Raw genomic sequence first — 23,962 nt, forward strand, 5'->3', positions numbered from 1 at the left:
AAGGCTCAGGGATGTTTGAACTTCGCTCACTCAAGCCCCTTCAGGATGTTCGTTGAAATACTGTTGCAGCAAGATGGCTGCAGACATGGCGTCAAGGTCACGGGCACCGCCGGCAATGGCCTCCGTGGTGGAGTAGCGTTCATCAACCTCGTGTACTGGCAGGTTGAAACGCCCCTGCAGCTGACGAGCAAACCGCTTGGCCTTCGCCGTGTTTTCGTGGGCTGCGCCATCAGGGTGATACGGCACCCCCACCACCAGGGACTGGGGCTGCCACTCCTTGATCAGCAGCGCGATCTGGGCAAAACGGGCATCTCCTTCGGCCGCGATGGTGCACAAGGGCTGCGCCTGACGCATCAGGGTGTTGCCACAGGCGACCCCCACCCGCTTGACGCCGAAATCAAAGGCCAGCAAGCTCTGCGCAGCGCTCATGCATGCCCCGCATCAGATTGCAGGAAACTGCGGTCGATGCCCAACAGCGCCAGTGCCTGGTCGTAGCGGTCTTCTACCGGGGTGTCAAAGATGACGCGGTGGTCTGCTGCGACATTGAGCCAGCCATTGCGGCTGAGCTCGTCTTCCAACTGGCCTGCACCCCACCCTGAATAGCCCAGTGTCATGAACACACGCTTGGGCCCCGCGCCATTGGAAATGGCCTCCAGCACATCACGCGATGTGGTCATTTCCAACCCACCTGGAATCTGCATGGACGAGCTGTAGTGGCCACCCTCTTCATCCAGGCTGTCGTGCAATACAAAACCGCGCTCCGTCTGAACCGGCCCACCGAGATAGACCGGCAACGAGGCCATGTCTTCGCGTGCCAGACTGAGGTCCACTTTCTCGAAGAGGTTTTGCAGATTGATGTCAAGGGGCCGGTTGATCACCAGACCGAGTGCCCCTTTGTCGTTGTGCTCGCACAAGTACACCACGGTGCCGGCAAAATTGCCGTCTACCATGCCAGGCATGGCGATGAGAAACTGATTGCTCAGGTTGATCGAGGGGGTTCCTTCAGACATAAGCTCGATTTTAGTCGCCTGACAAGTCATGCTGCCCTGCACCAAACCACATGAACCATCAGATTGATGCCGCACTTGTCTGGTTTCGACGTGATCTGCGTCACACCGACCACGCTGCGCTGTATTACGCCTTGAAATCGGCACGCCGCGTGTGGTGCGCCTTCGTGTTCGACAAAGGCATCCTCGACCCCCTGCCCCGCTCGGATCGACGGGTCGTTTTCATCCGCGACAGCCTGCTGGAACTGGATGAAGGACTGCGTCAACTGGGTCGAACAGACACCTGTGGCCTGATCGTGCGCCACGGACATCCAGAGGACGTGATTCCCCGGCTGGCGTCTCAGCTGGGCGTTCAGGCCGTCTACACCAATCACGATGACGAGCCAGATGCCATCGCCCGTGACGCACGCGTCAGAGGGCGCCTGAGCGACATCGGTGCGGCCTTGTTCACGTCGAAGGACCATGTGATCTTCGAACGCAATGAAGTGCTGACCGGCAACGACACCCCGTATGGCGTCTTCACTCCATACAAGGCTGCGTGGCTCAAGAAGCTCGATCCGTTTTACCTCAAGCCCTACCCCATTGCCACCTATGCCACGGCGCTGAGCCCTATCCCCCCTCAGATTGGCCCGATCTCGGCAGAAGGCGGCCACATCCCCTCGCTGGCGGAGTTGGGCTTCGAGGCCACCGAACCCCTGAAGATCCCCGCTGGCATGCGCGGAGGCCAGTTGTTACTCGACGACTTTCTGCACCGCATCGACCACTATGACGAAGCCCGGGATTTTCCCGGCGTCAAAGGGCCCAGCTACCTGGCCCCTCACCTGCGATTCGGCACGGTGTCCATCCGCCACCTGGCGTCATTGGCCTGGGACCGCGCCCAGCAGGGCTCTCAAGGTGCCATGACCTGGCTGTCCGAGCTGATCTGGCGCGATTTCTACCACCAGATCCTGCACCACCACCCTCACGTGGTGGGGCATGCCTACAAGCGCGAATACGACCAGATCCGATGGGCGCACGGGCCACGCGCCGAGGCCCATTTCGAAGCGTGGTGTGGCGGTCGTACCGGCTACCCGCTTGTCGATGCCGCCATGCGGCAACTCAACGAAACCGGCTACATGCACAACCGGTTGCGCATGGTCACAGCCAGCTTCCTGGTGAAAGACCTGGGCATTGACTGGCGGCGGGGCGAACACTACTTCGCAGAAAAGCTGCTGGATTTCGATCTGGCCGCCAACAACGGCGGATGGCAATGGGCTGCCTCCACGGGTTGCGACGCACAACCCTACTTCCGCATCTTCAACCCGATCAACCAGAGCGAGAAATTCGACCCGCACGGCAAGTTCATACGACGCTACGTACCCGAAGTGAGCGGCTTGAGCGACCAGGCCATTCACGCACCGTGGCTCGCCTCCGCCAAGGAGTTGAGCGAAGCCGGGATCCGCATCGGCAGCGACTACCCTCTGCCCATCGTCCAGCACGACGAAGCACGCCAGGAAACGCTGCAGCGCTATGCGGTGATCAAGGAAAATGGTGGCGAGCGAAAGGGACGCAAACGCTGACAACGCTACACAGCTTGTCAGAACAGTTCGACGTCCCCCACCTTGTCGTCTTCAAGCTGGATGACACCTGACGCCACCAACGCTTCAAAACTGAAGGTGCGGTTGCGGCCCTGGTGCTTGGCCTGATAGACCGCCTGGTCGGCTCTCGCGAATGCCGCGCTGGGCGTGTCGCCGGAGCGCACTTCCGTGAAGCCCAGACTGATGGTGACTTGCCCAACCTGCGGGAAGGCATAGGCCTGCATGTTCAGCCGGAAGCGCTCAAACACACGCAAGGCATGCTGCTCGGACCCACCGCGCACCAGAATCACGAACTCTTCGCCGCCAAAACGGAACAACCGGTCGTAGTGACGGAAGGTCTGGCGCATGATGCGCGCCACCAACACCAGAACCTCGTCACCGATCAGATGGCCGAATCGATCGTTCACCAGCTTGAAATGGTCGATATCGACCACGCCCAGCCAGTAGGAGTTCATATTGGCCTCGCGCCGGTCCGCCTGTTCCAGCACATCACTGCCACCCGCAGGCGGCAGCGACGCTTTGAGGAAGGTCGCATCGAAAGTCTGCCGATTGAGCAGGCCAGTCAGCGCATCACGCTGGCTGCTTTCAAGCAAATTCTGGAAGTTGCCAAACACCCGCAACATGGTCTGCATGGCCTTGAGCTCACGCAGGGGCAGTGGTGCGTCGGTTTCCACCTCGAGGACGCCGGACTCGCCTGACTCTGCATGCAGCGTCAGGATGGTCAACCAGCGTGAGCCCTCTTCCACAGACAGTTCCTGATCTTCAAGCTGACGCTGGACCAGCATACGGGTGTTCAGCGCCTCGACACGGAACGGCTTGTCCATCAAGCGGGGCAAGGTTTCAGGATCGACCCAGGGCGGATCACTGACTGTCAATTGCCCTTTGCTGGCAAAACCCGCGCGCAACCAACGCTGTTCGGATGGATCCTGACCCAGCAACCGGTGCACGCCCACACTCAAGACGGGCAGCAACTCCAGCACACTCTGGGCCAAGGAGACATCCAGCAACTCCCGATCACGCTGAGCCGTCAGATGGGCCAGTTGATCGATAGCCTGTTTCAACTTATTTCCTCATGCGTCATTCGCTGCCTGGAACCGCCGCAGCCTCATGGCTGAGAGCATAGCGAGCAACCAAGGCGAGCAGTTCATCTTCGCCATAGGGTTTACCCAGATAGTGATTGACGCCGAGTTGTTCGGCATGGTCGCGGTGCTTTTGAGCGATGCGGGACGTGATCATGACCACAGGCAATTGAGCCCAGTGCTCGTTCGCACGGATATTGCGCAGCAGGTCGAAACCGTCCATGCGCGGCATTTCAATGTCGGACAGCACCACGGCAGGGACTTCCTCGGCCAGGCGCTCCAGGGCTTCGATACCGTCCTTGGCCAGGGTCACGCGGTACCCTTCGCGAGCCAGCAGGCGCTGGGTCACACGGCGCACGGTCAAGGAGTCGTCAACGACCAGAACCAGCGGCGGCTGCGCCTCAGACACCGGCACCGTGTGCTCAGGCACACCTGTGCTTTCGAGGGCTGTCACGGCCTCGGCAGGACGCAGCAAGGACTGCGCCGTATAAGCCTGGGCACGCTCCCCATACACGGCAGCCAGCGCCACCGGGTTGTAAATCAGGGACACCGCACCCGACGCCATCAGCGTCATGCCGGCCAGACCAGGCAAGCGAGACAACTGCGGCCCCAGGTTCTTCACCACCACTTCCTGGTTGCCCAGCACTTCGTCCACGTGCACGGCGATACGCTGCTGGGCCGAACGGATGATGATCACCGGCAGCGAACGACCTTCCTCCAGGCCGCGTGGGCTCAGTTGCAGCAAGGCGCCCAGCCAGTAGAACGGCAGAACGTGTTCGCCGAACTGGTAGGTGCCCGTCTGATAAGACTGGTCCACTTCTGCCTGCTTGGCACGGCGAACCATCTCGATCAGGTGGGTTGGAACGGCGACGTTGACCGTGCCAGCCCGCAACATGACCACCTGCGTCACAGCCGTGGTCAACGGCAGGATCAAACGGAAGCTCGTGCCTTGACCGGTCGCCGTGGCAGTCTCGATGCGGCCCCCCATGGCGTTCACTTCGGAGCGCACGACGTCCATACCGACACCACGACCAGCCAGACCCGTCACCGTTTCAGCAGTCGAGAAACCTGGCATGAAAATCAGCTGAGCCAGTTCCGCATGCGTCGGTTGCGCATCGTAGGCCAGAAGACCTTGAGCCACGGCCTTGTCACGGATGCGATCCAGATGCAGACCCGCGCCGTCATCACGGAACTCGATGCTGACTTCGTTGCCTTCCTGTTGCAGGGACACGGTCACCAGACCCGCCGGGTCCTTGCCAGCGGCCTGACGCACCTCAGGCAACTCGATGCCGTGGGTGATGCAATTACGCAGCAAGTGCTCGAAGGAACCGGTCATCCGGTCCAGCACACCCCGGTCAACTTCGGTAGCACCCCCCACGATGTCGAGACGAACCTGCTTGCCGGTCTCCTTGGCAGCCTGACGAACCACACGATACAAGCGGTCGGACAAGCCTTCGAACTCCACCATGCGGGTACGCAGGAGGTCGTCCTGCAGGTCGCGGGTGAGTCGTGCCTGCGCAGCCAGTTGGTCTTCCGCGGTTTCCAGCGAACGCGAGAGCGAGCGCTGCACGGTGGCCACGTCGTTGACCGACTCGGCCATCATCCGGGTCAACTCCTGGAAGCGGGTGTAGCGGTCGAACTCCAGCGGATCGAAGTTCTGGCTCGCCAGACGAGCGGCTTCCATCCGGGTGTTCATCTGCGTATCCGCTTGCAGCTCGATATCGCGCAGCTGCTGGCGGAGGCGGTCCAGGTTGTCCGTGAGGTCGGTCAGCGAGCCGCGAATCTGGCCGATTTGCGAACCCAGGCGGGTCCGCGTGATACTGACTTCACCGGCATGGTTCACCAGTCGATCAAGCAGTTGCGGGCGCACACGAACCACACCCGTACTGTGGGTAGCGGCCTCACGCACCGGTGCAGAAGTGCGCTGATGCCCCTGCCGCCCTGCCTTGCTCCAATCGATCCTGGTCACCTCGGGGGCAACAGGTGGCGTTGAAACCTCCATGCCGGTCGGAGCAGCCTCGACAACCGCGTCATAGGGGGCCGAAGCCTCCACAACTGGGGTATCACTGACAGCGATTGGCTCGGCTTCGAACTGAGGCACAGGCTCACTCGGCATCTCGGCCGGCAATTCTTCAGCAAAGGTCGCGTGTTCGATCGGTTCGGCCGGCGGCAAAGGCTTGCTCGCTTCAGCCTCATAGGCCTGCGCATCACGCTGACACAGTTGCTCAAAGGCATCGACCAGCGCATCAACACGCGCCTCGATCGGCTCGACGTCTGTGTGAGTCAGCGACTCTTTGGCAATCAGGTGCTCAATGGCCGTTTCCATGCGGTGGGCCAACTCGCCCAGACGCATCGCACCTGCCAGACGGGCGCCACCCTTGAACGTGTGCAAGGTCCGCATGCAGGCTGCGGGCGCAGCCGGGTGGGCGGGCTGACTCAGCCACTCTCGCATCTGGCCAGCCAGTTGCGGCAGCAATTCACGCGCCTCTTCCTCGAAGATCGGGAACAGGTCCGGATCAACGATGTCTTCCGCATCGATGTCATCCGTGTCGTCAAACGACGAACGGGCCTCAACGGTGCGAGCCTGTTGCCCGGCAGGTGCCACTGGCAAGGATTCAACCGATGTGATCTCGGCCACACCGACTTGAATCGGTGACATCGGTTGAACTGGAGCAATTTCCTCCACCGGTTCAGCGGAATGAACCAGCTTCAGGTGGCCGTAGTCACGGGCTCCGTCCTCTGGAGCCTCATCGGCCACCAGACTGCGCGCCTCGATGCGACGGGACGCCTCGTGGTCATAAGACTCCAGGCGACGCATGAGTTCATCGCTGGGTGTCTTGAGGAAGCCTGCTGCAAACTGATGCAACAGATGCCGAATCTCGTCCGCTGCTTCGTTGAACAAAGCGGCGGCCTCGGGCTCACCTTCACCCAGAGTCTGAGCACGCATCAGGCTGTGCTCAAGCAGACGGGCCAACTGCGACAACTCGGCATAGCCAACGGTCGCCGAATTACCTGCCAGCGAGTGAGCAAGCGCAATCGCGTCGTCCGACACAGGGTGCTGCAACTCGAGCGCCCATTCGCTCAGATTGGTACACAGGCGACGAGACTGTTCGTCCGCCTCATTGAGGTAAATGTTGAACAGGGGAATGCTGATGCGCAGCGGCCCGACCACCTTGACCTGGTCGTCAGAGTCGACCAGTGCAGCGCCATCAGTTTGAAGCGGTGCGTCAGCAGGTGCGTCAAACGGCGCGACGTCATCGGTAACGCCTTCGACCAACTCGACGGAATCGGCCACAGGCAACTCGTCGGCAGGCAGTTCCAGATCGACGACAGACAGATCTTCCGGGGCCAGCAACTCGACGGGCGCGACATCATTGGTCTCTGGTTGTGCACCGGCTTCATCAAGCAGATGGACTTCCGGCGCGACCATGTCCTCCATGGCGCTCAGATCGAGCTCGACGGCTTCCACCTCGATAGGCGAGACGACCTCCGCGATGACCAACTCAGGCTCAGGCACAACCAGATCACTGATCGCTTCGGCCTGAGCTGCTTCAAGTTCCACAGGTTCTTCAGGCAGGTCGAGGCTCAGCAGCTCACCGTCCAGCGAGGGCAAGGCGACTTCCGCCAACTCGCCCGGCTGGGTGACCGGCTCAATGGATGTGGAGGCGAACTCACTGATGGGTGCATCGAGCAGTTCGGCAACCTCAACTGTCTCGACCCCATCGACTTGCTCGACACCTGCCTGGGACAAGACATCGGCAGGCATCTCGATGGCCTCAGCCACCTCGACAATCTCCACCGCATCCTGCGGCACATCTGGCGCCTCAGCAACAAACTCGACAGCCGGCGCAAGCAACTCTTCAGGCTCGACAACCTCGACGATCGGCAGAGCCTCACTTGAGGCCTCCCCGACAACCGGCAGCTCGATGGACTCTCGACGAGCTTCCAGCCGCAATGCATCGGCAGCGCGGATGACCGGCGCACTGATCCACCCCTGCTCCTGACGGGCAGAAATGGCCTGCGTCCAGCCAGCCATGTAATTCAGGGCTTCGTTCGTCAGACCGAGCAAGTCCGGGCTAGCGGGGCTCTGCGATGCCAACCAGGCATTGAACAGCTGCTCGCAAGCCCAGGCGGCCTCACCATAGTCGTTGAGTCCGACCATGCGAGAACTGCCCTTGAGCGTGTGGAAACTCCGACGTACCGTGGTCAGCAAACCAATGTCACCGGGCTGGGATGCCAGCCCTGCCATGGCCTCGCGGGCGGTGTCGATGACCTCAGTTGCCTCCTCGAGGAAGATGCCGCGCATTTCATCGTCTTCCTCCAGTCCGGTGGATTCGACGACGACAGCCGGGGTGGGCATCAGGGGAGCCGGAGCGACAGGTGACAGTGCTTCCGGTGCCATGGGCGCGGGTTCGAGCGATGCAGCATCGGAAACCGATTGCGCGAAATCGCTCATGACCTGAGCCACCTGCTCACGTGCAGCCTGGCTGGCACCCTCGTCTGCAGACGCTTGCGCAGTGGCCAGTGCAGCCTGGGCCGAGGCCAGAGACTCCGCCAAAGCAGGTTGATCCTGCACGAGCGGGATGTCGGCCAGCTTCTGCAATTCGCCGGACACATCAGACAACTGCATGTCGTCTCGCGCAACCGATTCGGCCAGGGCCTCCACCGTGGCCTGAACCTGTTCACGCTCAGCCTGCAGGGCATGCACCTCGGTTGGGTCAGCCAGATCTGGCACTTGCGCCTGACGCTCTCGCCCGATCAACGGTGTCAGGATCCCGGTATCGCTGTCAAAGCGGAACAAGGACTTCACCAGGTTGGGCTGCACACCCAACATATCAATCAAGAACCCCAAGGCACTGAGGTTGGTCGCAAGGCGATCGAACAAGCCCTTGTGCGCCGCATCCTGCACATCGGCACCCGGCTGCAGCAACTCGTTGACGTCATCGCGCATGCGAACCGTCGCCTGGCCAGCCAGATCCAAACCCAGCACGGCCAGCACACCGCGCATGGCCTGCAACTGGCTCGGCACAGCGCTCAGAACGGATTGGTCCGACGTGTCGCGGAAGAACTGGTCGATGCTCTTTTCCGCTTCGCTCAGGTTGGTGCGCAACTCCTGCACCACGCTGCCAATGGTCTGGCGATCAGAAACGCGGCGATAGAGATCCTCCATCCACGCTTCGAGTGGCGAAGGTGCCTGTCCCTGGCGCACCGCATCAATGCGGGCAGCCAGACGGTCCACACGCCCTTGCTGCTCGGGGTGGTCGAACTCGGCGTCTTCCAGCGAGGCTTCCAGATACAGGATGCTGGTCGCCACTTCCATGGCCAGACTGGGCTCGGGCGACTGCCCTGCCTGCACCGTCTGGGACACCGCACGAGACAGGGCCTCTGCCAGCACATCGCCATCAGGATAGAGGCGGCGCAGCGAGTCACTGACCAGCGCGAATTGTTCATTCAAGCCACCGAGGCGCAACAACTCGCCACCAGCCACGGCAGACCAGCCATCCTTGGCCCCAGCCACGCGCTTGATGGCCTGTGCAATCCACGCCGGGTCATAACGCCCGAGTTTGGACACCAACAGGTCGACAGGTGTATGACGCGACAGTCCGAATGTCTTGCGAACGCGAGACAACACCGTGTCTTGCGTGTCGTCTACACCCGTCGCCTGGGCACAGAAAAACAGCAACTCCTGAGCCAGCCGGTCAGATGGCAGATCCTGCCCCTTGGCCAACACACGCAACTGGCTCAGTAAAGCTGACAGCACGCGTTTGGCATGCACACCCAGCGGCAGATGCCCACCAGCCAAAGCTTCCAGGAAGCCACTGGCCAGCATCCAGGTTGCCGATTCGCGATGGGCTTGCCGCTGAGAGGCCCCGGCAGCCAGACCCGCACACAACTGCGCCAATGGTCCAACGTCAGCACCTTGACCACGGCGCATGATCTGCAGCAAACCGGATTCGAACGCTTCGACAGCGGCGACATCAACCGGCCGTGGCTGCACATACGCCGGGACTGCCAGAGGCGCTTCCAGCGACACCGTCGGCCAGTCCTGCCCCCACAGATCAATGGGGCGAGCCATGCCACCGCCTGCGAGCGCAATCAGGGCCTCATACTGAGGGAACAAGGCCAGAGCGGATACAGACTTGCCAGCCAGCTTGCGCGCCATGTAGTCGAGCAACGCAAACGACGCGTGCTCCACTGTTTCGACAGCCTTGGTGTTCAGGGCAGCCGGCCGGCTGATGAACTTTTGGATGACTGCCTCACTGGCACGCAGCATGGTGGCGCCGGCGGTCAACCCCGCCAACTCGAGCGCACCCACACTCTGGTGAATTTGCTGGCGCGCCTGACGCAGCACGCCAGGGTCAATGGCGTCGATGTCCGACAGGCCGGATGGTCCCACCTCCTTCAGACAACGGTGCAGCGCCTTATGCGCGGCATCCAGCGACTTGCGGAGCTCTTCTTGAACCCATGCCAGCGCGCTGAGGTCGTCTGACATGGGGGCGACGTGCAGGTTGTCCATGGAGGGGAGGCTTTACGATCAGGCGATCTTGAATCGAGACACCGATTGCTGCAGTTCGGCAGCAGTCTTGGACAGTTCGCGAACCAGTTGGGTCGTCGAACGCGTACCTTCACCAGTTTGTTCCGTCACCGCGAAAATGTGCTGGATGTTGGCCACCACCACGTTCGCGTTGTCGGCTTCCTTCAAGGCCTGATCTGAAATCTGGGCAATCAGTTCAGCCAGTCGACGCGACACGCGGTCGATGTCGTTCAGCGCAGAACCGGCCGCGTCAGACAGTCGGGCCCCTTCCACCACCCCTTGCGTGGAGCGTTCCATAGCGGCAACAGCATCCTGGGTATCGGTCTGAATGGTACGCACCAGCGCCGCAATCTGCTTGGTAGCGTCGGCAGAACGTTCAGCCAGACGCTGCACTTCTTCGGCCACCACAGAGAAGCCTCGACCAGCTTCACCAGCGGAGGCTGCCTGGATGGCTGCATTCAAAGCCAGCACGTTGGTCTGTTCAGTAATGTCCGAGATCAGTTCGGTGATTTCACCAATCTCCTGAGACGACTCACCCAGACGCTTGATTCGCTTCGACGTATCCTGGATCTGTTCACGGATGGTGTTCATACCACCGATGGCATCCTGCACGGCAGACAGGCCGGAGTCAGCGGCAGCCAGCGATTGGCGCGCCACCTCGGCAGAGTGCTGAGCTTGCGCAGACACTTCGTTAATCCGGCCGGCCATCTGCAGCACCGATTCACCCGTTTCACGAATTTCACGAAGCTGCTCGTCTGAAGCGGCCAGCAGTTCGGTGGACGTGGATTCCACCTGCTGGGTGGTTTCGGTTGCCCGCTCCACCGTGCCTTGCACCTGAGACACCAGGTTGCGCAGCTCTTCCACCGTGAAGTTCACCGAGTCGGCGATCGCGCCCGTGATGTCTTCGGTCACCGTTGCCTGTTGGGTCAAGTCACCTTCAGCCACCAGTTGCAGTTCGTTCATCAAGCGCAGAATGGCGGCCTGGTTGGCGTCGTTCACACGCTTGGCCTCGCGCTCCAGGCGCTCAGCTTCCTGTCGCTGACCTTCAGCGATCAAGGCGCGTTGACGCTGGTCGGTCACGAACACGCGCAACAGGCCGAAACCTGCTGCACCGGTCACCGCCACGAAGAGCACCAGCAAGATGATGTTGAACACACCGATGCCGCCACCGCTGGACAGGCGAGACTGAACGTCTTCCAAGCCCTTGCGCATGGGTTCGCTGTCGTCAATGATGGCGACCTGAGCATCCCGTGCGGCCACCAGGCCTTGCAGGGTACTCAGAATGTAGGTTGCTTGCGTGCGGGTTTGCTCAAACTGCTTTTGCAGTGCCTCAACAGCCTCGCGCAGCTCGGGATCATGCGTTGCGGACAAGTGCAGATCCTTGTTGCCATCCAGCAGGCCGTCCACGATTTCCTTGAAGGCGTTCAAGTCTTTGCCCAGCAGGAACACAGCTTCGGTCGACACCCCTTCCACGGTCAGGAATTCGTTGGCCGACTTACCGATACGCTGGGTCAGCATCACCATCTGGTTGAGTGCACCCATTTCACCCGCAGAGACGCCACCCTTTTCGAGCTTGCCGTTGGCAATGCCTTCAGCGATGTCAAGCAGTTCGGACGACTGGCTGTTGACATCCTTCAGGGCCTGGCTCACACGGGTCAGCGTTTGCTTCTGACCCAACACGAACTTGGCATTCTTCTCGGCACGGTCAACCAGGGGCAGCAAAGGCTCCAGCGGCTGCTTGGCAGACGAAGACACCTCGGACAGCCCCAGCGAGCTGTCGCCCTTGGCCAGCCCACGCACATTGCTGGCGAGCACCTTGGAAGACTCTTCCACTTCCTGGAAAGCCTGTGCACGACCCACCAGCGCCTGAGACACCGATTTAGCCAGACGTTGCGACTGCATCAGCGCTTGCCCGGTCGCTGCAGACTGTGCCGCACGGCGTTCAGCAGAGCTGATCGCGAGGAAAGCCGACAGCAGAAGACCCAGGCCACCCACCACAAAGGCCCCGAACACGAGCCGCTGTTGCTGCTCAAGTGGCAGATGCCCAATGATGGGCAACCCTGTATGGATACCGCTGACAGCCGTCTCCTCGTCGTCTTCCGGCTTCAGGCGGGTGTCGTGGTAATCGGCGGGGAATTCAGACGGAGCAGCCTCCGAGAAGATCGACCCGTTGCTGTTGGCGCCTCCCGGCTGCAAGGTGGTCGGCACGCCCTGCGTGTCCTCGACCTGAGCCGTGGCTGCTGCCGTATCGACGTTGTCAGCTACGGCCGCCTCGGGTTGAACCGGTGCCTCGTCCTGCGATTTACCCAGGTCCTTGATTCGACTCAGGAAACTCATACCTTGTGCTCCACAAACAGTCAGGGGTGCGCGACGGTCATCGCCGTCAAACGTCAATTTTCAAAAAAGCCTCGTCAGCAGCCAGGGCAGCGAGATCGAGTTCGTACCAGGTGCGCCCTTTGTCGTCAGTCAATTGCCGACCAACAAAGTGAGGTGCATTCGGGTCGGCTTCACCAACCTGAAGCTCCGCGGGGTGCCTGAGCCCTGCCAGGCGATCAACCAGCAAGGCCGCGTTGGGGTGCAACGTCGTGTTGATGGCCACCAGCCGCCCGGCATCTCGCACCGCAGATTCCTGCAGCCAGCGAGCACCCTGCCGCTCCAACCCCAGGAACCCTGCCAGATCGACCACCCCGTTCAACTGCCCTCGCAGGTTGGCCACGCCCAGAAACCAGGGCTGGCTGTGCGGAACAGATTGCAAGGCAGTGGCTGGAAAGATTTCACCAGACTGGTCAAGCGGCAAGAGAAATCCGTGACCAGCAATCTCGACCGCCAGCCAGCTTCGCGCAGGCGCCTGCTCCCGCGCCATTTGCAGACGCGAGGCCAGCCGTTTCTGTAACTCTCGCAGGGCTTCCTTGTTGGCCATTGAAGATCAATCGTTGGAGTAATGGGGACGTTCGCCTGATTCAGCCAAACGCCTTGATCTTGGCCAGCAGCTCGTCAGGATTGACCGGTTTGACGACGTAATCGCGAGCACCCTGGCGCATGCCCCACACCCGATCAGTTTCCTGGTTCTTGCTGGTGCAGATGATGACAGGCACATCTGCGAACGCCGGATCGCGGGTAATGGCGCGGGTCAGCTGGAAGCCATTCTGACCGGGCATCACCACGTCCATCAGAATCAGGTCGGGCTTTTCTTCCTGCAGACGGCGCATGGCTTCTTCGCCATTTTCTGCAGTGCGCACCTTGTAACCGTGCTTGTTCAACAATTCCGAAAGCACGTGCAATTCGGTCTTGGAATCATCAACCAGCAAAATCTTCTTCACAGACATATCGACCTCTTGGCAAATTCAGGGCGCTAAAACTGCCGCGCCTGCGGCGAGAAAGTCACCAATGCTGAACCTCAGGCACTGTACTGCGCCACGGCTTTCAGCAATTGATCTTTGGTAAAGGGTTTCGTCAAATAATCCTGAGACCCCACCATGCGCCCTCGAGCCTTGTCGAAAAGGCCATCCTTGGACGACAGCATGATGACGGGTGTGGCAGCAAACCGAGGGTTGCGCTTGATGATCGCGCACGTCTGATATCCATCCAGACGAGGCATCAGGATGTCGCAGAAGATGATGTGCGGCTCGTGATCATTCACCTTCGCCAGCGCATCAAAGCCATCTTCTGCCAGCACGACCTCGTAGCCGCCCTGCTTCAGGAAGATCTCTGCACTTCGCCGGATGGTGTTGCTGTCGTCAATGACCAGCACTTTTTTGGGTGCCTGCGCCTCGCCAATTTCGGGCAAACCAGTTTCACTCACAGACCCAACCCTCCAACTTCATTGATCGCAGAGCCATCAATACACGTTAAACCTGAACCATCTCGAAATCTTCTTTGCGTGCCCCGCATTCCGGGCAGACCCAGTTCATGGGCACGTCTTCCCAACGGGTACCCGGTGCGATCCCCTCATCAGGCGCACCCTTGGCCTCATCGTAAATCCAGCCACAGATCAGGCACATCCAGGTACGAGAAGCGTTCACGTTGGTTCAAAGCCGCTTGAATACAATGAACTGATTGTAGCCACGCCAATCCCCGGGAAAACAAGGGTTTGTGGGCAGCAACCGACGCATTCTGTCGCGCGATGCTCACAATACCGGACTCCTGTTCACGTTTCTCTGCACCGTATGAATCCTCTTCAAGATCCCCACACCGCCGACGGATCAACAGACATGACGCCCAACGATGCGGGCTCGCCTGCCTGCGTGATGAGCTTCAACTGCAGCGACCCCAGCGGCGCCAGCGGCATTGCCGCGGACATCACCACGATGGCCTCCATGGGTGCACACACCTTACCTGTCGTCACAAGTTTGTTGATTCGCGATACCGCCGAGGTGTTCGAAATTCACGAAATTGATGGGGAAGCTGTATCGGAGCAAGCGCGTACGATTCTGGAAGACACGCCGATTGCCGCCTGGAAGGTCGGTTTTTTGGGTAGCGCCGACGGTATCAGCGTGGTCGCGGAAATCCTGTCCGACTACCCTGACGTGCCGCTGGTCGCCTATTTGCCAAATACATCCTGGATGGACGAAGACGCACAAATGTCGTATTTGGACGCGTTCAGGGAGTTGATCCTGCCCGCATCGGTCGTGTTGGTCGGAAACCACAAAACGCTAACCGATTTCCTTTTGCCCGAGTGGGAAGCCGACCGACCGCCCTCCGCACGCGAACTGGCTGTCGCCGCGGCCGAAAGTGGGTGTGACTACGTGCTGGTGACCAGCATGCAACTACCCGATCAGTTCATTGACAACGTGCTGGCCAACGCACAAGGCGTGATTGCAGGCGAACGTTTCGAACGCTTCGAAGCTTCTTTCGTCGGTGCGGGCGATACTTTGTCAGCCGCACTCGCTGCCATCATTTCCAGCGGCACGCCGATTGATGCGGCAGTAGCCGAGGCACTGAGCTTCCTCGATCAGGCGCTGGATGCCGGATTCCGGCCGGGCATGGGCGGCGTCATTCCCGACCGCTTCTTCTGGGCCCTTCCGCCGGGAGAAGCTGACAAGGATCAAGCCGCAGGCATGGCCGGCGAAGACACACTCTCTGAATCAGATATCACCCCGACTTCTCGCAATGTCCACTAATGCAGCCCTGTTTGAGCGCGCACAGCGCTCTATCCCCGGTGGAGTGAACTCCCCCGTTCGTGCCTTCCGCGCTGTAGGCGGCACGCCCCGCTTCATTGCGCGAGCTCAAGGCGCCTACATCTGGGATGCCGAAGGCCAACGCTACATCGACTACATCGGCTCCTGGGGCCCCATGATCCTGGGTCACGGGCACCCGGAAGTCGTGGAGGCCGTCCAGAAAGCCGTGATGGAAGGCTTCTCGTTTGGCGCGCCAACCGAGCGCGAAATCGAGCTTGCCGAGGAAATTCTGAAATTGGTACCCAGCGCCCAGCAGGTTCGGCTGGTGAGCTCAGGCACCGAAGCGGGCATGAGTGCCATCCGCCTGGCTCGCGGGTTCACCCGCCGCGCCAAGCTGGTCAAGTTCGAGGGCTGCTATCACGGCCATGCCGACGCCTTGCTGGTCAAGGCCGGGTCGGGGCTGGCCACCTTCGGACACCCGACCAGCGCGGGCGTGCCACCTGAGGTGGTGCAGCACACCCTGGTGCTGGAGTACAACAACATCGAGCAACTCGAAAAGACGTTCACAGAATCCGGCCGTGACATCGCTTGCGTGATGATTGAACCGATTGCTGGCAACATGAACTTCGTGCGGGCGTCTGTGCCCTTCATGAAGCGCCTGCGTGAGTTGTGCACCCAGCACGGCGCACTGCTGGTGATGGACGAAGTGATGACCGGCTTCCGCGTGGCACTGGGCGGCGCGCAAAGCCTCTACGCCAAGGCCATTCCCGGGTTTGTGCCCGATATCAGCGTCTTCGGCAAGGTGATTGGCGGTGGCATGCCCCTGGCTGCCTTCGCCGGCCCAGCGGACATCATGGCGCAACTGGCCCCGCTCGGCCCGGTTTACCAGGCTGGCACGCTGTCAGGCAACCCGGTAGCGACTGCATGCGGACTGGCTACACTCAAGCAGATCCAGAAGCCCGGGTTTTACGAGGCACTGGCTCAACGTACGCAGTCCCTGGTTCAGGGGCTGACCAACAAGGCTCGTGAAGCGGGTATCCCCATGGTGGGCGACAGTGAAGGCGGCATGTTCGGCTTCTTCTTCGCCGACAGCCTGCCTCAGCACTACCAAGCCGTGATGGCGGGTGGAACGGAGAAATTCAACCGTTTCTTCCATGGCATGCTCAACGAGGGTGTCTACCTGGCACCTGCCATGTATGAGGCCGGATTCGTCAGCGCCGCCCACACGGCAGACGACGTCGAACAAACCCTGACGGCCGCAGAGCAGGCTTTCAAGAAGGTCTTGGGCTGAGAACGGGTGCATGGTGCCTACAATTCGGCCCATGCACATTCACATTCTCGGTATCTGCGGCACCTTCATGGGTGGGGTGGCCGCATTGGCCCGCGAGGCCGGACATCGTGTCACAGGCTGTGATGCCGGTGTTTACCCGCCCATGAGTGACCAACTCCGGGCTCTGGGCATTGATCTGATCGAAGGCTACACCGTCGACCAGTTGGACCTGAAGCCCGATCTCTTCGTCATCGGCAACGTGGTCTCGCGGGGCAACCCACTGATGGAGGCCATCCTCAACGCAGGCCTGCCCTACACCAGTGGCCCTCAATGGTTGAGCGAGAACGTGCTGAACGGCCGGCACGTCCTGGCCGTGGCCGGCACCCACGGCAAGACCACGACCACATCCATGCTCACCTGGATTCTGGAGCACGCCGGTTTGCAGCCAGGCTTCCTGGTGGGCGGCGTTCCGCAGAACTTCGGGGTCTCTGCTCGCCTGGGTTGCACCGACGCCGAGAAGCGCCCAGCCGCCGGTCACCCCTTCGTGATCGAAGCCGACGAATACGACACCGCCTTTTTCGACAAGCGCAGCAAGTTCGTTCACTACCGGCCACGGACGGCGATTTTGAACAACCTGGAGTTCGATCACGCGGACATCTTTGCGGATCTGGGCGCCATCGAAACACAGTTTCACCACCTGGTCCGCACCGTACCAGGACAGGGGCGACTGGTGGTCAATGCGCGCGAAGAAGCTCTGGACCGCGTGCTGCAACGTGGCTGCTGGAGCGAAGTGATTCGATTTGGCGTGCGCGGCGATGCCCCGGGCTTGCGCGCGCGGGGCGAACCTCACGCATTTGACGTGCTGCGCGCAGGCGTGCTGGTCGGCCGCGTGGAATGGGGCCTGCTGGGCGAACACAACCAGATGAATGCACTGGCAGCCATCGCTGCAGCCGAGCACGTAGGTGTGTCGCCTCAGGTGGCGTGCGAAGCACTGGGACAGTTTGCCAACGTGAAGCGTCGGCTGGAGTTGCGCGGCGAGGTCAATGGCATCACCGTGTACGACGACTTTGCTCACCACCCGACAGCCATCCGAACCACGGTGGACGGCCTGCGCCGCAAGGTCGGACCGGATCAACGCATCCTGGCAGTGTTCGAACCTCGGTCGAACACCATGAAACTGGGCACCATGAAAGCCCTGCTGCCATGGTCACTGGAGGAAGCAGATCTGGCGTTTTGCCACAGCGGTGGCCTGGAGTGGGATGCCACAGAGGCGCTGTCTCCGATGGGTGACCGTGCGGTCGTCGCGGACAACATCGATGCACTGGTGCAGAAGGTGGTCAAAGCAGCCAAACCCGGTGATCAGATCCTGTGCATGAGCAATGGCGGGTTTGGCGGCATCCACGCCAAACTGCTTGCCGCACTAGCAGGCAACTGATTCACGCTCTTGAGCCCAGGGCTGATCCACCGCATCGGTAATCAGGCCGTCCAGCCCCGCATGCCAGAGTGCATCAGCACGGTCGGCCTCGTTGACGGTGTAGGTGAGCACACGCAAGCCCATCGCGTGGGCCGTGGCGATGGAAGCGGCGTCCAGGCAGGGGTGATGCACCACCACGGCCACACAGCCCAAGGCCTCGGCAGTGTGCTGCCATCCGGGATGCCACGCCGTCAACAACAGCGCACGCGGCAGACCCGGCTGACAAGCCTGCGCCGCCGCCAGAGCTTCCGGCTTGAACGAACTCAGCAAGGGCTTGATCGCCTCGTCGCTCCACAAGCGCGTCACGTGGTCGGCCACCACAGCGCCAGTTTCAGCCTCTCGCCCCGGCGATGGCTTGATTTCCAGGTTCACCAGCAGGCGGTTCGCCAGCAGCCACGTGGCCAGGGCCTCGAGCCTGAGCAAGGGCTCGCCCGCATAGGCCGGTCCGTGCCACCCACCTGCGTCCAGCCTCGACAATTGCGCCCAAGGCTGCCCCCCGGCATCCCCCTGCCCGTCTGTCGTGCGACACAGATCGTCGTCGTGCAGCAGGAAGGGTTCCCCGTCAGCGCTCAACTTCACGTCGCACTCGAACATCCGGAAGCCGTGCGAGGCCCCCAGGCGGAAGGCGCTCAGTGTGTTTTCGGGGGCGGTCTTGCCTGCTCCACGGTGGGCAATCCACCTCGGATAGGGCCAATGGGCGGACAAATCAGCACAGGTGTGGTTCATGGCGCCACAGCATAGCGCCCTGATCCCCTTGCGCGACAAAGGTGACAGCAGCGTTTGGTACCATCCACCCCTAGGCGCGAAAAACCGTCTGCACCCTGCATTTCGCTCTTCTTGCCGCCGTTTTCAACCCCGGCCGCGCCTGGCGCACTACATGAACGCACCGCTTCCGCTGACCCCTCTGAATACGCACGTTGCCAAAGCCCTCTCTGAAGAGGGGGGCGCACCGCGCCTGCGCGAAATTCCCTATAACTACACCTCGTTCTCCGATCGCGAGATCGTTCAGCGTCTGCTGGGTCAGCGCGCGTGGGAGTTGCTGAGCCAGTTGCGCACGGAGCGCCAGACCGGCCGCTCGGCCCGCATGCTCTACGAGGTACTCGGCGATGTGTGGGTGGTTCAGCGCAACCCTTACCTGCAAGACGACCTGCTTGACAACCCGAAGCGCCGTGCGCTGCTGATCGAGGCCCTGCAGCATCGCCTGGCAGAAATCGACAAGCGCCGCACACCGGGCAGTGATGCCGCACGCGATGCCCTCGTGGGCGAGTTGTTGACCATGGCGAGCGCTGCCGTGGCGCGTTTCGGCAAGGCCTTTGATGACATGGGCGCCCTGCGGGACCGCACCAACCATGTGCTGCGCAAGGTCACACGCCACGACAACATCAAGTTTGACGGCCTGAGCCGTGTCTCTCACGTCACGGACGCCACCGACTGGCGTGTCGAATACCCCTTCGTCGTCCTGACACCGGACACCGAAGAAGAAATGGCTGCCCTGGTCAAGGGTTGTGTCGAACTTGGTTTGACCATCATCCCGCGTGGGGGTGGCACGGGCTACACCGGTGGCGCGGTGCCGCTGACATGGAAGAGCGCGGTGATCAACACCGAAAAGCTCGAACAGATGACCGAGGTCGAACAAGTCGACCTGCCCGGTCTCGACCACAAGGTGCCGACCATCTGGACCGGCGCGGGCGTGGTGACACAGCGCGTGGCCGATGCGGCCGAGCGCGCCGGTTTCGTGTTTGCCGTGGACCCGACTTCGGCAGAAGCCTCCTGCATTGGCGGCAACATCGCCATGAACGCCGGCGGCAAGAAAGCCGTGCTGTGGGGAACCGCGCTGGACAACCTGGCATCGTGGCGCATGGTGACGCCGGATGCCGAATGGCTCGAAGTCGTCCGTCTGAACCACAACCTGGGCAAGATCCACGATGTGGAGGTAGCCAGCTTTGAACTGTTCTACTACCAGGCTGATGGCAAGACCCTGATCCGCAAGGAACGCCTGGATATCCCGGGCCGCATCTTCCGCAAGGAAGGCCTGGGCAAGGACGTGACCGACAAGTTCCTCGCGGGCCTGCCAGGGGTGCAAAAGGAAGGTTGTGATGGCCTGATCACCAGCGCACGCTGGGTGGTGCACCGCATGCCCAAGCACACCCGCACGGTGTGCCTGGAGTTCTTTGGCAACCCGAAGGACGGCGTGCCCTCGATCGTCGAGATCAAGGACTTCATGTTCGAGGAGATGAAGCAACCGGGCGGTGCCATCCTGGCCGGCCTGGAGCACCTGGACGACCGCTATCTGCGTGCCGTGGGTTATGCCACCAAGAGCAAGCGCGGCACCCTGCCCAAGATGGTGCTGATCGGTGACATCGTCGGTGACGATGAGGACCGCGTGGCCAAGGCGGCCAGCGAGGTCATTCGCCTGGCCAACGGGCGCTCGGGGGAAGGCTTCGTTGCCGTGAGCGCAGACGCCCGCAAGAAGTTCTGGGCCGACCGCAAGCGCACCGCCGCCATTGCCAAGCACACCAATGCCTTCAAGGTGAACGAAGATGTGGTGATCCCGCTGCCACGCATGGGTGAATACACCCTGGGCATCGAGCGCATCAACATCGAGCTGAGCCTGCGCAACAAACTGGCCCTGGTCGACGCCCTGGCCACCTTCCTGAAGGAAGGCAACCTGCCCATGGGCAAGGTGGAAGACGCCGAAGAGCTGCCCAGCCCGGAACAACTGGCCGAGAAGGTCGAGCATGCCCAGGCTCACCTGGCACAGGTGCGCCAGCGCTGGCAGTTCCTGTACGACCACATCGACACCCCGTTGACCACGGTCGACGCCCAGCTGGTCGAGCTCGGTTACGAGCAACACCGCAACGGCACCTATGTGCCTCAAGCTGGTGACACGGTCTTCAACCTGCTGCAGACATGGTCGATCCGCGCCAGCTGGAAGCGCGAAATCCGCGATGAACTGGCCAAGGAATTCAACGGCGCAGCCCTGCGACCGGTGATCGATGAGCTCAAGCGCATCCACAAGCAGGTGCTGCGTGGCCGCGTGTGGGTCGCCCTGCACATGCATGCCGGCGACGGCAATGTGCACACCAACATCCCGGTCAACAGCGACAACTACGAGATGCTGCAGACGGCGCATGAAGCCGTGGCCCGCATCATGACCTTGGCACGTTCGCTGGATGGGGTGATCTCGGGTGAACACGGCATCGGCATCACCAAGCTCGAGTTCCTCAGCGACGAGGAAATTGCCCGCTTTGCCGCCTACAAGGCCAAGGTCGACCCGCAAGGCCGCTTCAACAAGGGCAAGCTGCTGCGCGGCGACGCCCTCAAGGCCCTGGGTGATGATGTGCACCAGGCCGACCTGACCGAGGCCTACACGCCGAGCTTCGGCCTGATGGGGCACGAATCGCTGATCATGCAGCAGTCGGACATTGGCGACATTGCTGCCTCGGTGAAGAACTGCCTGCGTTGCGGCAAGTGCAAGCCGGTGTGCAACACGCACATCCCGCGCGCCAACCTGCTCTACAGCCCACGCAACAAGATCCTGGCCACCTCGCTGCTGGTGGAGGCCTTCCTGTATGAAGAACAGACCCGCCGCGGCGTGTCGATCAAGCACTGGGAAGAGTTCGAGGACGTGGCCGACCACTGCACGGTCTGCCACAAGTGCCTGACGCCCTGCCCGGTCAAGATCGACTTCGGCGACGTGTCGATGAACATGCGCAACTTGCTCAACAAGATGGGCAAGAAGTCGGTGCGCCCGGCTGGTGCAGCCGGCATGCTCATGCTCAACACCAACAACCCGCAAACCATCAAGCTGGTCCGCGGTGCGCTGGTGAACGTGGCCATGCCACTGCAGCGTCTGGGTAATGACGTGCTGAAGATTGCGGCCAAGCATCAAACCAGCGCGCCACCGGCGAGCGTCGGCACGGCCAAGCTCAAGGAACAGGTCATCCACTTCATCAACAAGAAGATGCCTGGCGGCCTGCCCAACAAGACCGCGCGCGCCTTGCTGGACATCGAGGACAAGGAATACGTCCCCATCCTGCGCGACCCGAAGCAGACCACAGCCGATACCGAGGCGGTGTTCTACTTCCCGGGTTGCGGCTCGGAGCGCCTGTTCAGCCAGGTGGGCCTGGCCACGCAGGCCATGCTGTGGCATGCCGGCGTCCAGACCGTGATGCCACCGGGCTACCTGTGCTGCGGCTACCCGCAGCGCGGTGCCGGCCTGTTCGACAAGGCCGAGAAGATGATCACCGACAACCGGGTGCTCTTCCACCGCGTTGCCAACACGTTGAACTACCTGGACATCAAGACGGTGGTCGTGTCGTGCGGCACCTGTTATGACCAGTTGCAGGGCTACCAGTTCGACAAGATCTTCCCGGGCTGCCGCATCATCGACATCCACGAATTCCTGCTGGAAAAGGGCATCACCCTGCCCCATCAGGGTGGCTACCTCTATCACGACCCCTGCCACAGCCCCATGAAGCTGCAGGACCCGATGAAGACCGTCAAGGCCCTGCTGGGAGATGGCGTGATCAAGTCGGATCGCTGCTGCGGGGAAGCGGGCACCCTGGCGGTGAGCCGCCCCGACGTGTCCACCCAGATCCGCTTCCGCAAGGAAGAAGAGATCCGCAAGGGCGAGTCGGCACTCCGTGAACAGGGCCTGATCGGAGCCAAGGACAACGTGAAGATCCTGACTTCGTGCCCGGCCTGCCTGCAAGGTCTGAGCCGCTATGGCGAAGATGCCCAGAATGGCCTGCTCGAAGCGGACTACATCGTCATCGAAATGGCCAAGCAGATCCTGGGTGAGAACTGGATGCGCGAGTACGTCGACCGGGCCAACAACGGCGGCATCGAGCGCGTGCTGCTCTGATCGGGGGGCTCATGGGACAACTCGATAGAAGCCGCCGACCGGGCTGCGAACTGTGCGAGCAGGATGGCGGGCAACTGGTTGTGCGCACAGAGCAATTCCGGGTGATTCGAGCACTGGATGCTGATTACCCCGGTTTCTACCGCGTGATCTGGAATGACCACGTGGCCGAGTTCAGCGATCTGGCACCAGCCGAACGCAACACGCTCATGAACGCGGTGACCACCGTGGAGTTGCTGGTGCGCGAGCACCTGCACCCCACCAAGGTCAACCTCGCGACACTGGGCAATGTGGTGCCGCATCTGCACTGGCACATCATTGCCCGCTACAGCGATGACCGGCACTTCCCGCAGCCGATCTGGGGTACGCCTCAACGGGATGCGGCTTCAGGGAGATGGGATGAGCTGAGAGGCCATCTGGCTGCACTGGATGCCGCCATCGCAGCCACACTGCACCCATGAACAACAAAGCCACCCGAGGGTGGCTTTTTGATGTGTGCAGTGGAGAGAGCGGGACCGTGCTCTTTCAGTCCACCAGGCCCATGTCCGGGCTCATCAGCAGGCTTTCGATGTCCAGCAGGATCACCATGCGCTCGCCGACCTGAGCCAGGCCCTTGATGAAGGTGGCGTCGATCGCCGAATTCATCTCCGGAGCCGGACGCACGGCCTCTGCCGGGATTTCCATCACGTCGCTGACCGAATCCACCACCGTACCGATGGTGCGGTTACCAATGTGCAGCACGATCGACACCGTGAAGGCGTTGTACTCGGCAGACGGGCAGCCGAAGCGCAGTCGCAGGTCGACGATCGGCACGATGGTGCCGCGCAGGTTCACCACACCCTTGAGGAAGTGCGAGGCATTGGCAATGCGCGTGGGGTTTTCATAGCCGCGAATTTCCTGCACTTTCAGGATATCGATGCCGTACTCTTCCTCGCCGAGCCGGAAGGTCAGGTACTCGCGGGCGAGATTGTTGTCCGTGTGTACGTCCAGGTTTTCCATCATGCCCATGGCGTGTGCTCCAGAGGGTTCGTTGTTGTCC

The 23,962-nt window shown here is 61.4% G+C and carries 17 protein-coding genes; 6 read left to right on the forward strand and 11 right to left on the reverse strand.

All coding sequences use genetic code 11. The features are described from left to right. Positions 1-30 precede the first annotated feature (30 nt). Positions 31-429 carry a Holliday junction resolvase RuvX gene (gene ruvX / locus ACE3PH_RS03405; RefSeq protein ID WP_374316544.1) on the reverse strand — a complete coding sequence of 133 codons (399 nt, stop codon included), beginning with the start codon at positions 427-429 and terminating at the stop codon, positions 31-33. Continuing rightward, positions 426-1,010: a YqgE/AlgH family protein gene (locus ACE3PH_RS03410; RefSeq protein ID WP_374316546.1), complete on the reverse strand. Its 585-nt coding sequence runs from the start codon at positions 1,008-1,010 to the stop codon at positions 426-428. Before ACE3PH_RS03410 ends, ruvX begins: the two co-directional genes overlap by 4 nt. A 50-nt stretch (positions 1,011-1,060) precedes the next feature. On the opposite strand from ACE3PH_RS03410, the gene ACE3PH_RS03415 reads away from it, so the two are divergent. Then, on the forward strand, positions 1,061-2,566 hold the full coding sequence (locus ACE3PH_RS03415; protein ID WP_374316548.1) for a deoxyribodipyrimidine photo-lyase: 1,506 nt from the start codon (positions 1,061-1,063) through the stop codon (positions 2,564-2,566). Positions 2,567-2,583: 17 nt separating this feature from the next. Here the strand turns inward: ACE3PH_RS03415 and ACE3PH_RS03420 are convergent, their stop codons facing one another. The 7 genes from ACE3PH_RS03420 to ACE3PH_RS03450 all read right to left on the reverse strand — a co-directional run bounded on the left by ACE3PH_RS03420 (position 2,584) and on the right by ACE3PH_RS03450 (position 14,199). Then, a complete protein-coding gene (locus ACE3PH_RS03420) occupies positions 2,584-3,645 on the reverse strand; it encodes a GGDEF domain-containing protein (RefSeq protein ID WP_374316550.1) in 1,062 nt (353 codons plus the stop codon). Positions 3,646-3,661: 16 nt separating this feature from the next. After that, a complete protein-coding gene (locus ACE3PH_RS03425) occupies positions 3,662-10,180 on the reverse strand; it encodes an Hpt domain-containing protein (RefSeq protein ID WP_374316552.1) in 6,519 nt (2,172 codons plus the stop codon). Positions 10,181-10,198: 18 nt separating this feature from the next. Next, positions 10,199-12,535 carry a methyl-accepting chemotaxis protein gene (locus ACE3PH_RS03430; RefSeq protein ID WP_374316554.1) on the reverse strand — a complete coding sequence of 779 codons (2,337 nt, stop codon included), beginning with the start codon at positions 12,533-12,535 and terminating at the stop codon, positions 10,199-10,201. A gap of 46 nt (positions 12,536-12,581) precedes the next feature. Beyond that, positions 12,582-13,118, reverse strand: a complete 537-nt coding sequence (locus tag ACE3PH_RS03435) for a chemotaxis protein CheW (RefSeq protein WP_374316556.1) — start codon at positions 13,116-13,118, stop codon at positions 12,582-12,584. 40 nt (positions 13,119-13,158) lie between these two features. Beyond that, a complete protein-coding gene (locus ACE3PH_RS03440) occupies positions 13,159-13,524 on the reverse strand; it encodes a PleD family two-component system response regulator (RefSeq protein WP_374316558.1) in 366 nt (121 codons plus the stop codon). Positions 13,525-13,595: 71 nt separating this feature from the next. Further along, positions 13,596-14,000 carry a PleD family two-component system response regulator gene (locus ACE3PH_RS03445; protein ID WP_374316560.1) on the reverse strand — a complete coding sequence of 135 codons (405 nt, stop codon included), beginning with the start codon at positions 13,998-14,000 and terminating at the stop codon, positions 13,596-13,598. A 46-nt stretch (positions 14,001-14,046) separates the two neighbouring features. Beyond that, complete coding sequence (locus ACE3PH_RS03450; RefSeq protein WP_374316887.1) at positions 14,047-14,199, reverse strand: rubredoxin; 153 nt, start codon at positions 14,197-14,199, stop codon at positions 14,047-14,049. A gap of 210 nt (positions 14,200-14,409) precedes the next feature. Here ACE3PH_RS03450 and ACE3PH_RS03455 point away from each other — a divergent pair, with 210 nt between their 5' ends. From ACE3PH_RS03455 to mpl, 3 genes are read left to right on the forward strand one after another with little or no spacing between them, the layout of a single operon-like run. Continuing rightward, a complete protein-coding gene (locus ACE3PH_RS03455) occupies positions 14,410-15,318 on the forward strand; it encodes a hydroxymethylpyrimidine/phosphomethylpyrimidine kinase (RefSeq protein WP_374316562.1) in 909 nt (302 codons plus the stop codon). After that, positions 15,308-16,606: a glutamate-1-semialdehyde 2,1-aminomutase gene (gene hemL, locus ACE3PH_RS03460; protein ID WP_374316564.1), complete on the forward strand. Its 1,299-nt coding sequence runs from the start codon at positions 15,308-15,310 to the stop codon at positions 16,604-16,606. Before ACE3PH_RS03455 ends, hemL begins: the two co-directional genes overlap by 11 nt. Positions 16,607-16,637: 31 nt before the next feature. Further along, positions 16,638-18,020, forward strand: coding sequence for a UDP-N-acetylmuramate:L-alanyl-gamma-D-glutamyl-meso-diaminopimelate ligase (mpl, locus tag ACE3PH_RS03465; RefSeq protein WP_374316566.1), 1,383 nt, complete (start codon positions 16,638-16,640; stop codon positions 18,018-18,020). Here the strand turns inward: mpl and ugpQ are convergent. After that, positions 18,006-18,785: a glycerophosphodiester phosphodiesterase gene (gene ugpQ / locus ACE3PH_RS03470; RefSeq protein ID WP_374316568.1), complete on the reverse strand. Its 780-nt coding sequence runs from the start codon at positions 18,783-18,785 to the stop codon at positions 18,006-18,008. The genes mpl and ugpQ overlap by 15 nt on opposite strands. A 151-nt stretch (positions 18,786-18,936) precedes the next feature. Here ugpQ and ACE3PH_RS03475 point away from each other — a divergent pair, with 151 nt between their 5' ends. Beyond that, positions 18,937-22,926: a DUF3683 domain-containing protein gene (locus ACE3PH_RS03475; protein ID WP_374316570.1), complete on the forward strand. Its 3,990-nt coding sequence runs from the start codon at positions 18,937-18,939 to the stop codon at positions 22,924-22,926. 11 nt (positions 22,927-22,937) lie between these two features. Continuing rightward, on the forward strand, positions 22,938-23,384 hold the full coding sequence (locus tag ACE3PH_RS03480) for an HIT family protein (protein ID WP_374316572.1): 447 nt from the start codon (positions 22,938-22,940) through the stop codon (positions 23,382-23,384). Positions 23,385-23,448: 64 nt separating this feature from the next. Here ACE3PH_RS03480 and ACE3PH_RS03485 read toward each other — a convergent pair whose 3' ends face one another. After that, entirely contained in the window at positions 23,449-23,925 is a 477-nt protein-coding gene (locus ACE3PH_RS03485) for a chemotaxis protein CheW (RefSeq protein ID WP_374316888.1), read from the reverse strand. Between the last annotated feature and the right edge of the window lie 37 nt (positions 23,926-23,962).

The organism is Aquabacterium sp. (genome assembly GCF_041909175.1).
GTDB lineage: Bacteria > Pseudomonadota > Gammaproteobacteria > Burkholderiales > Burkholderiaceae_C > Aquabacterium.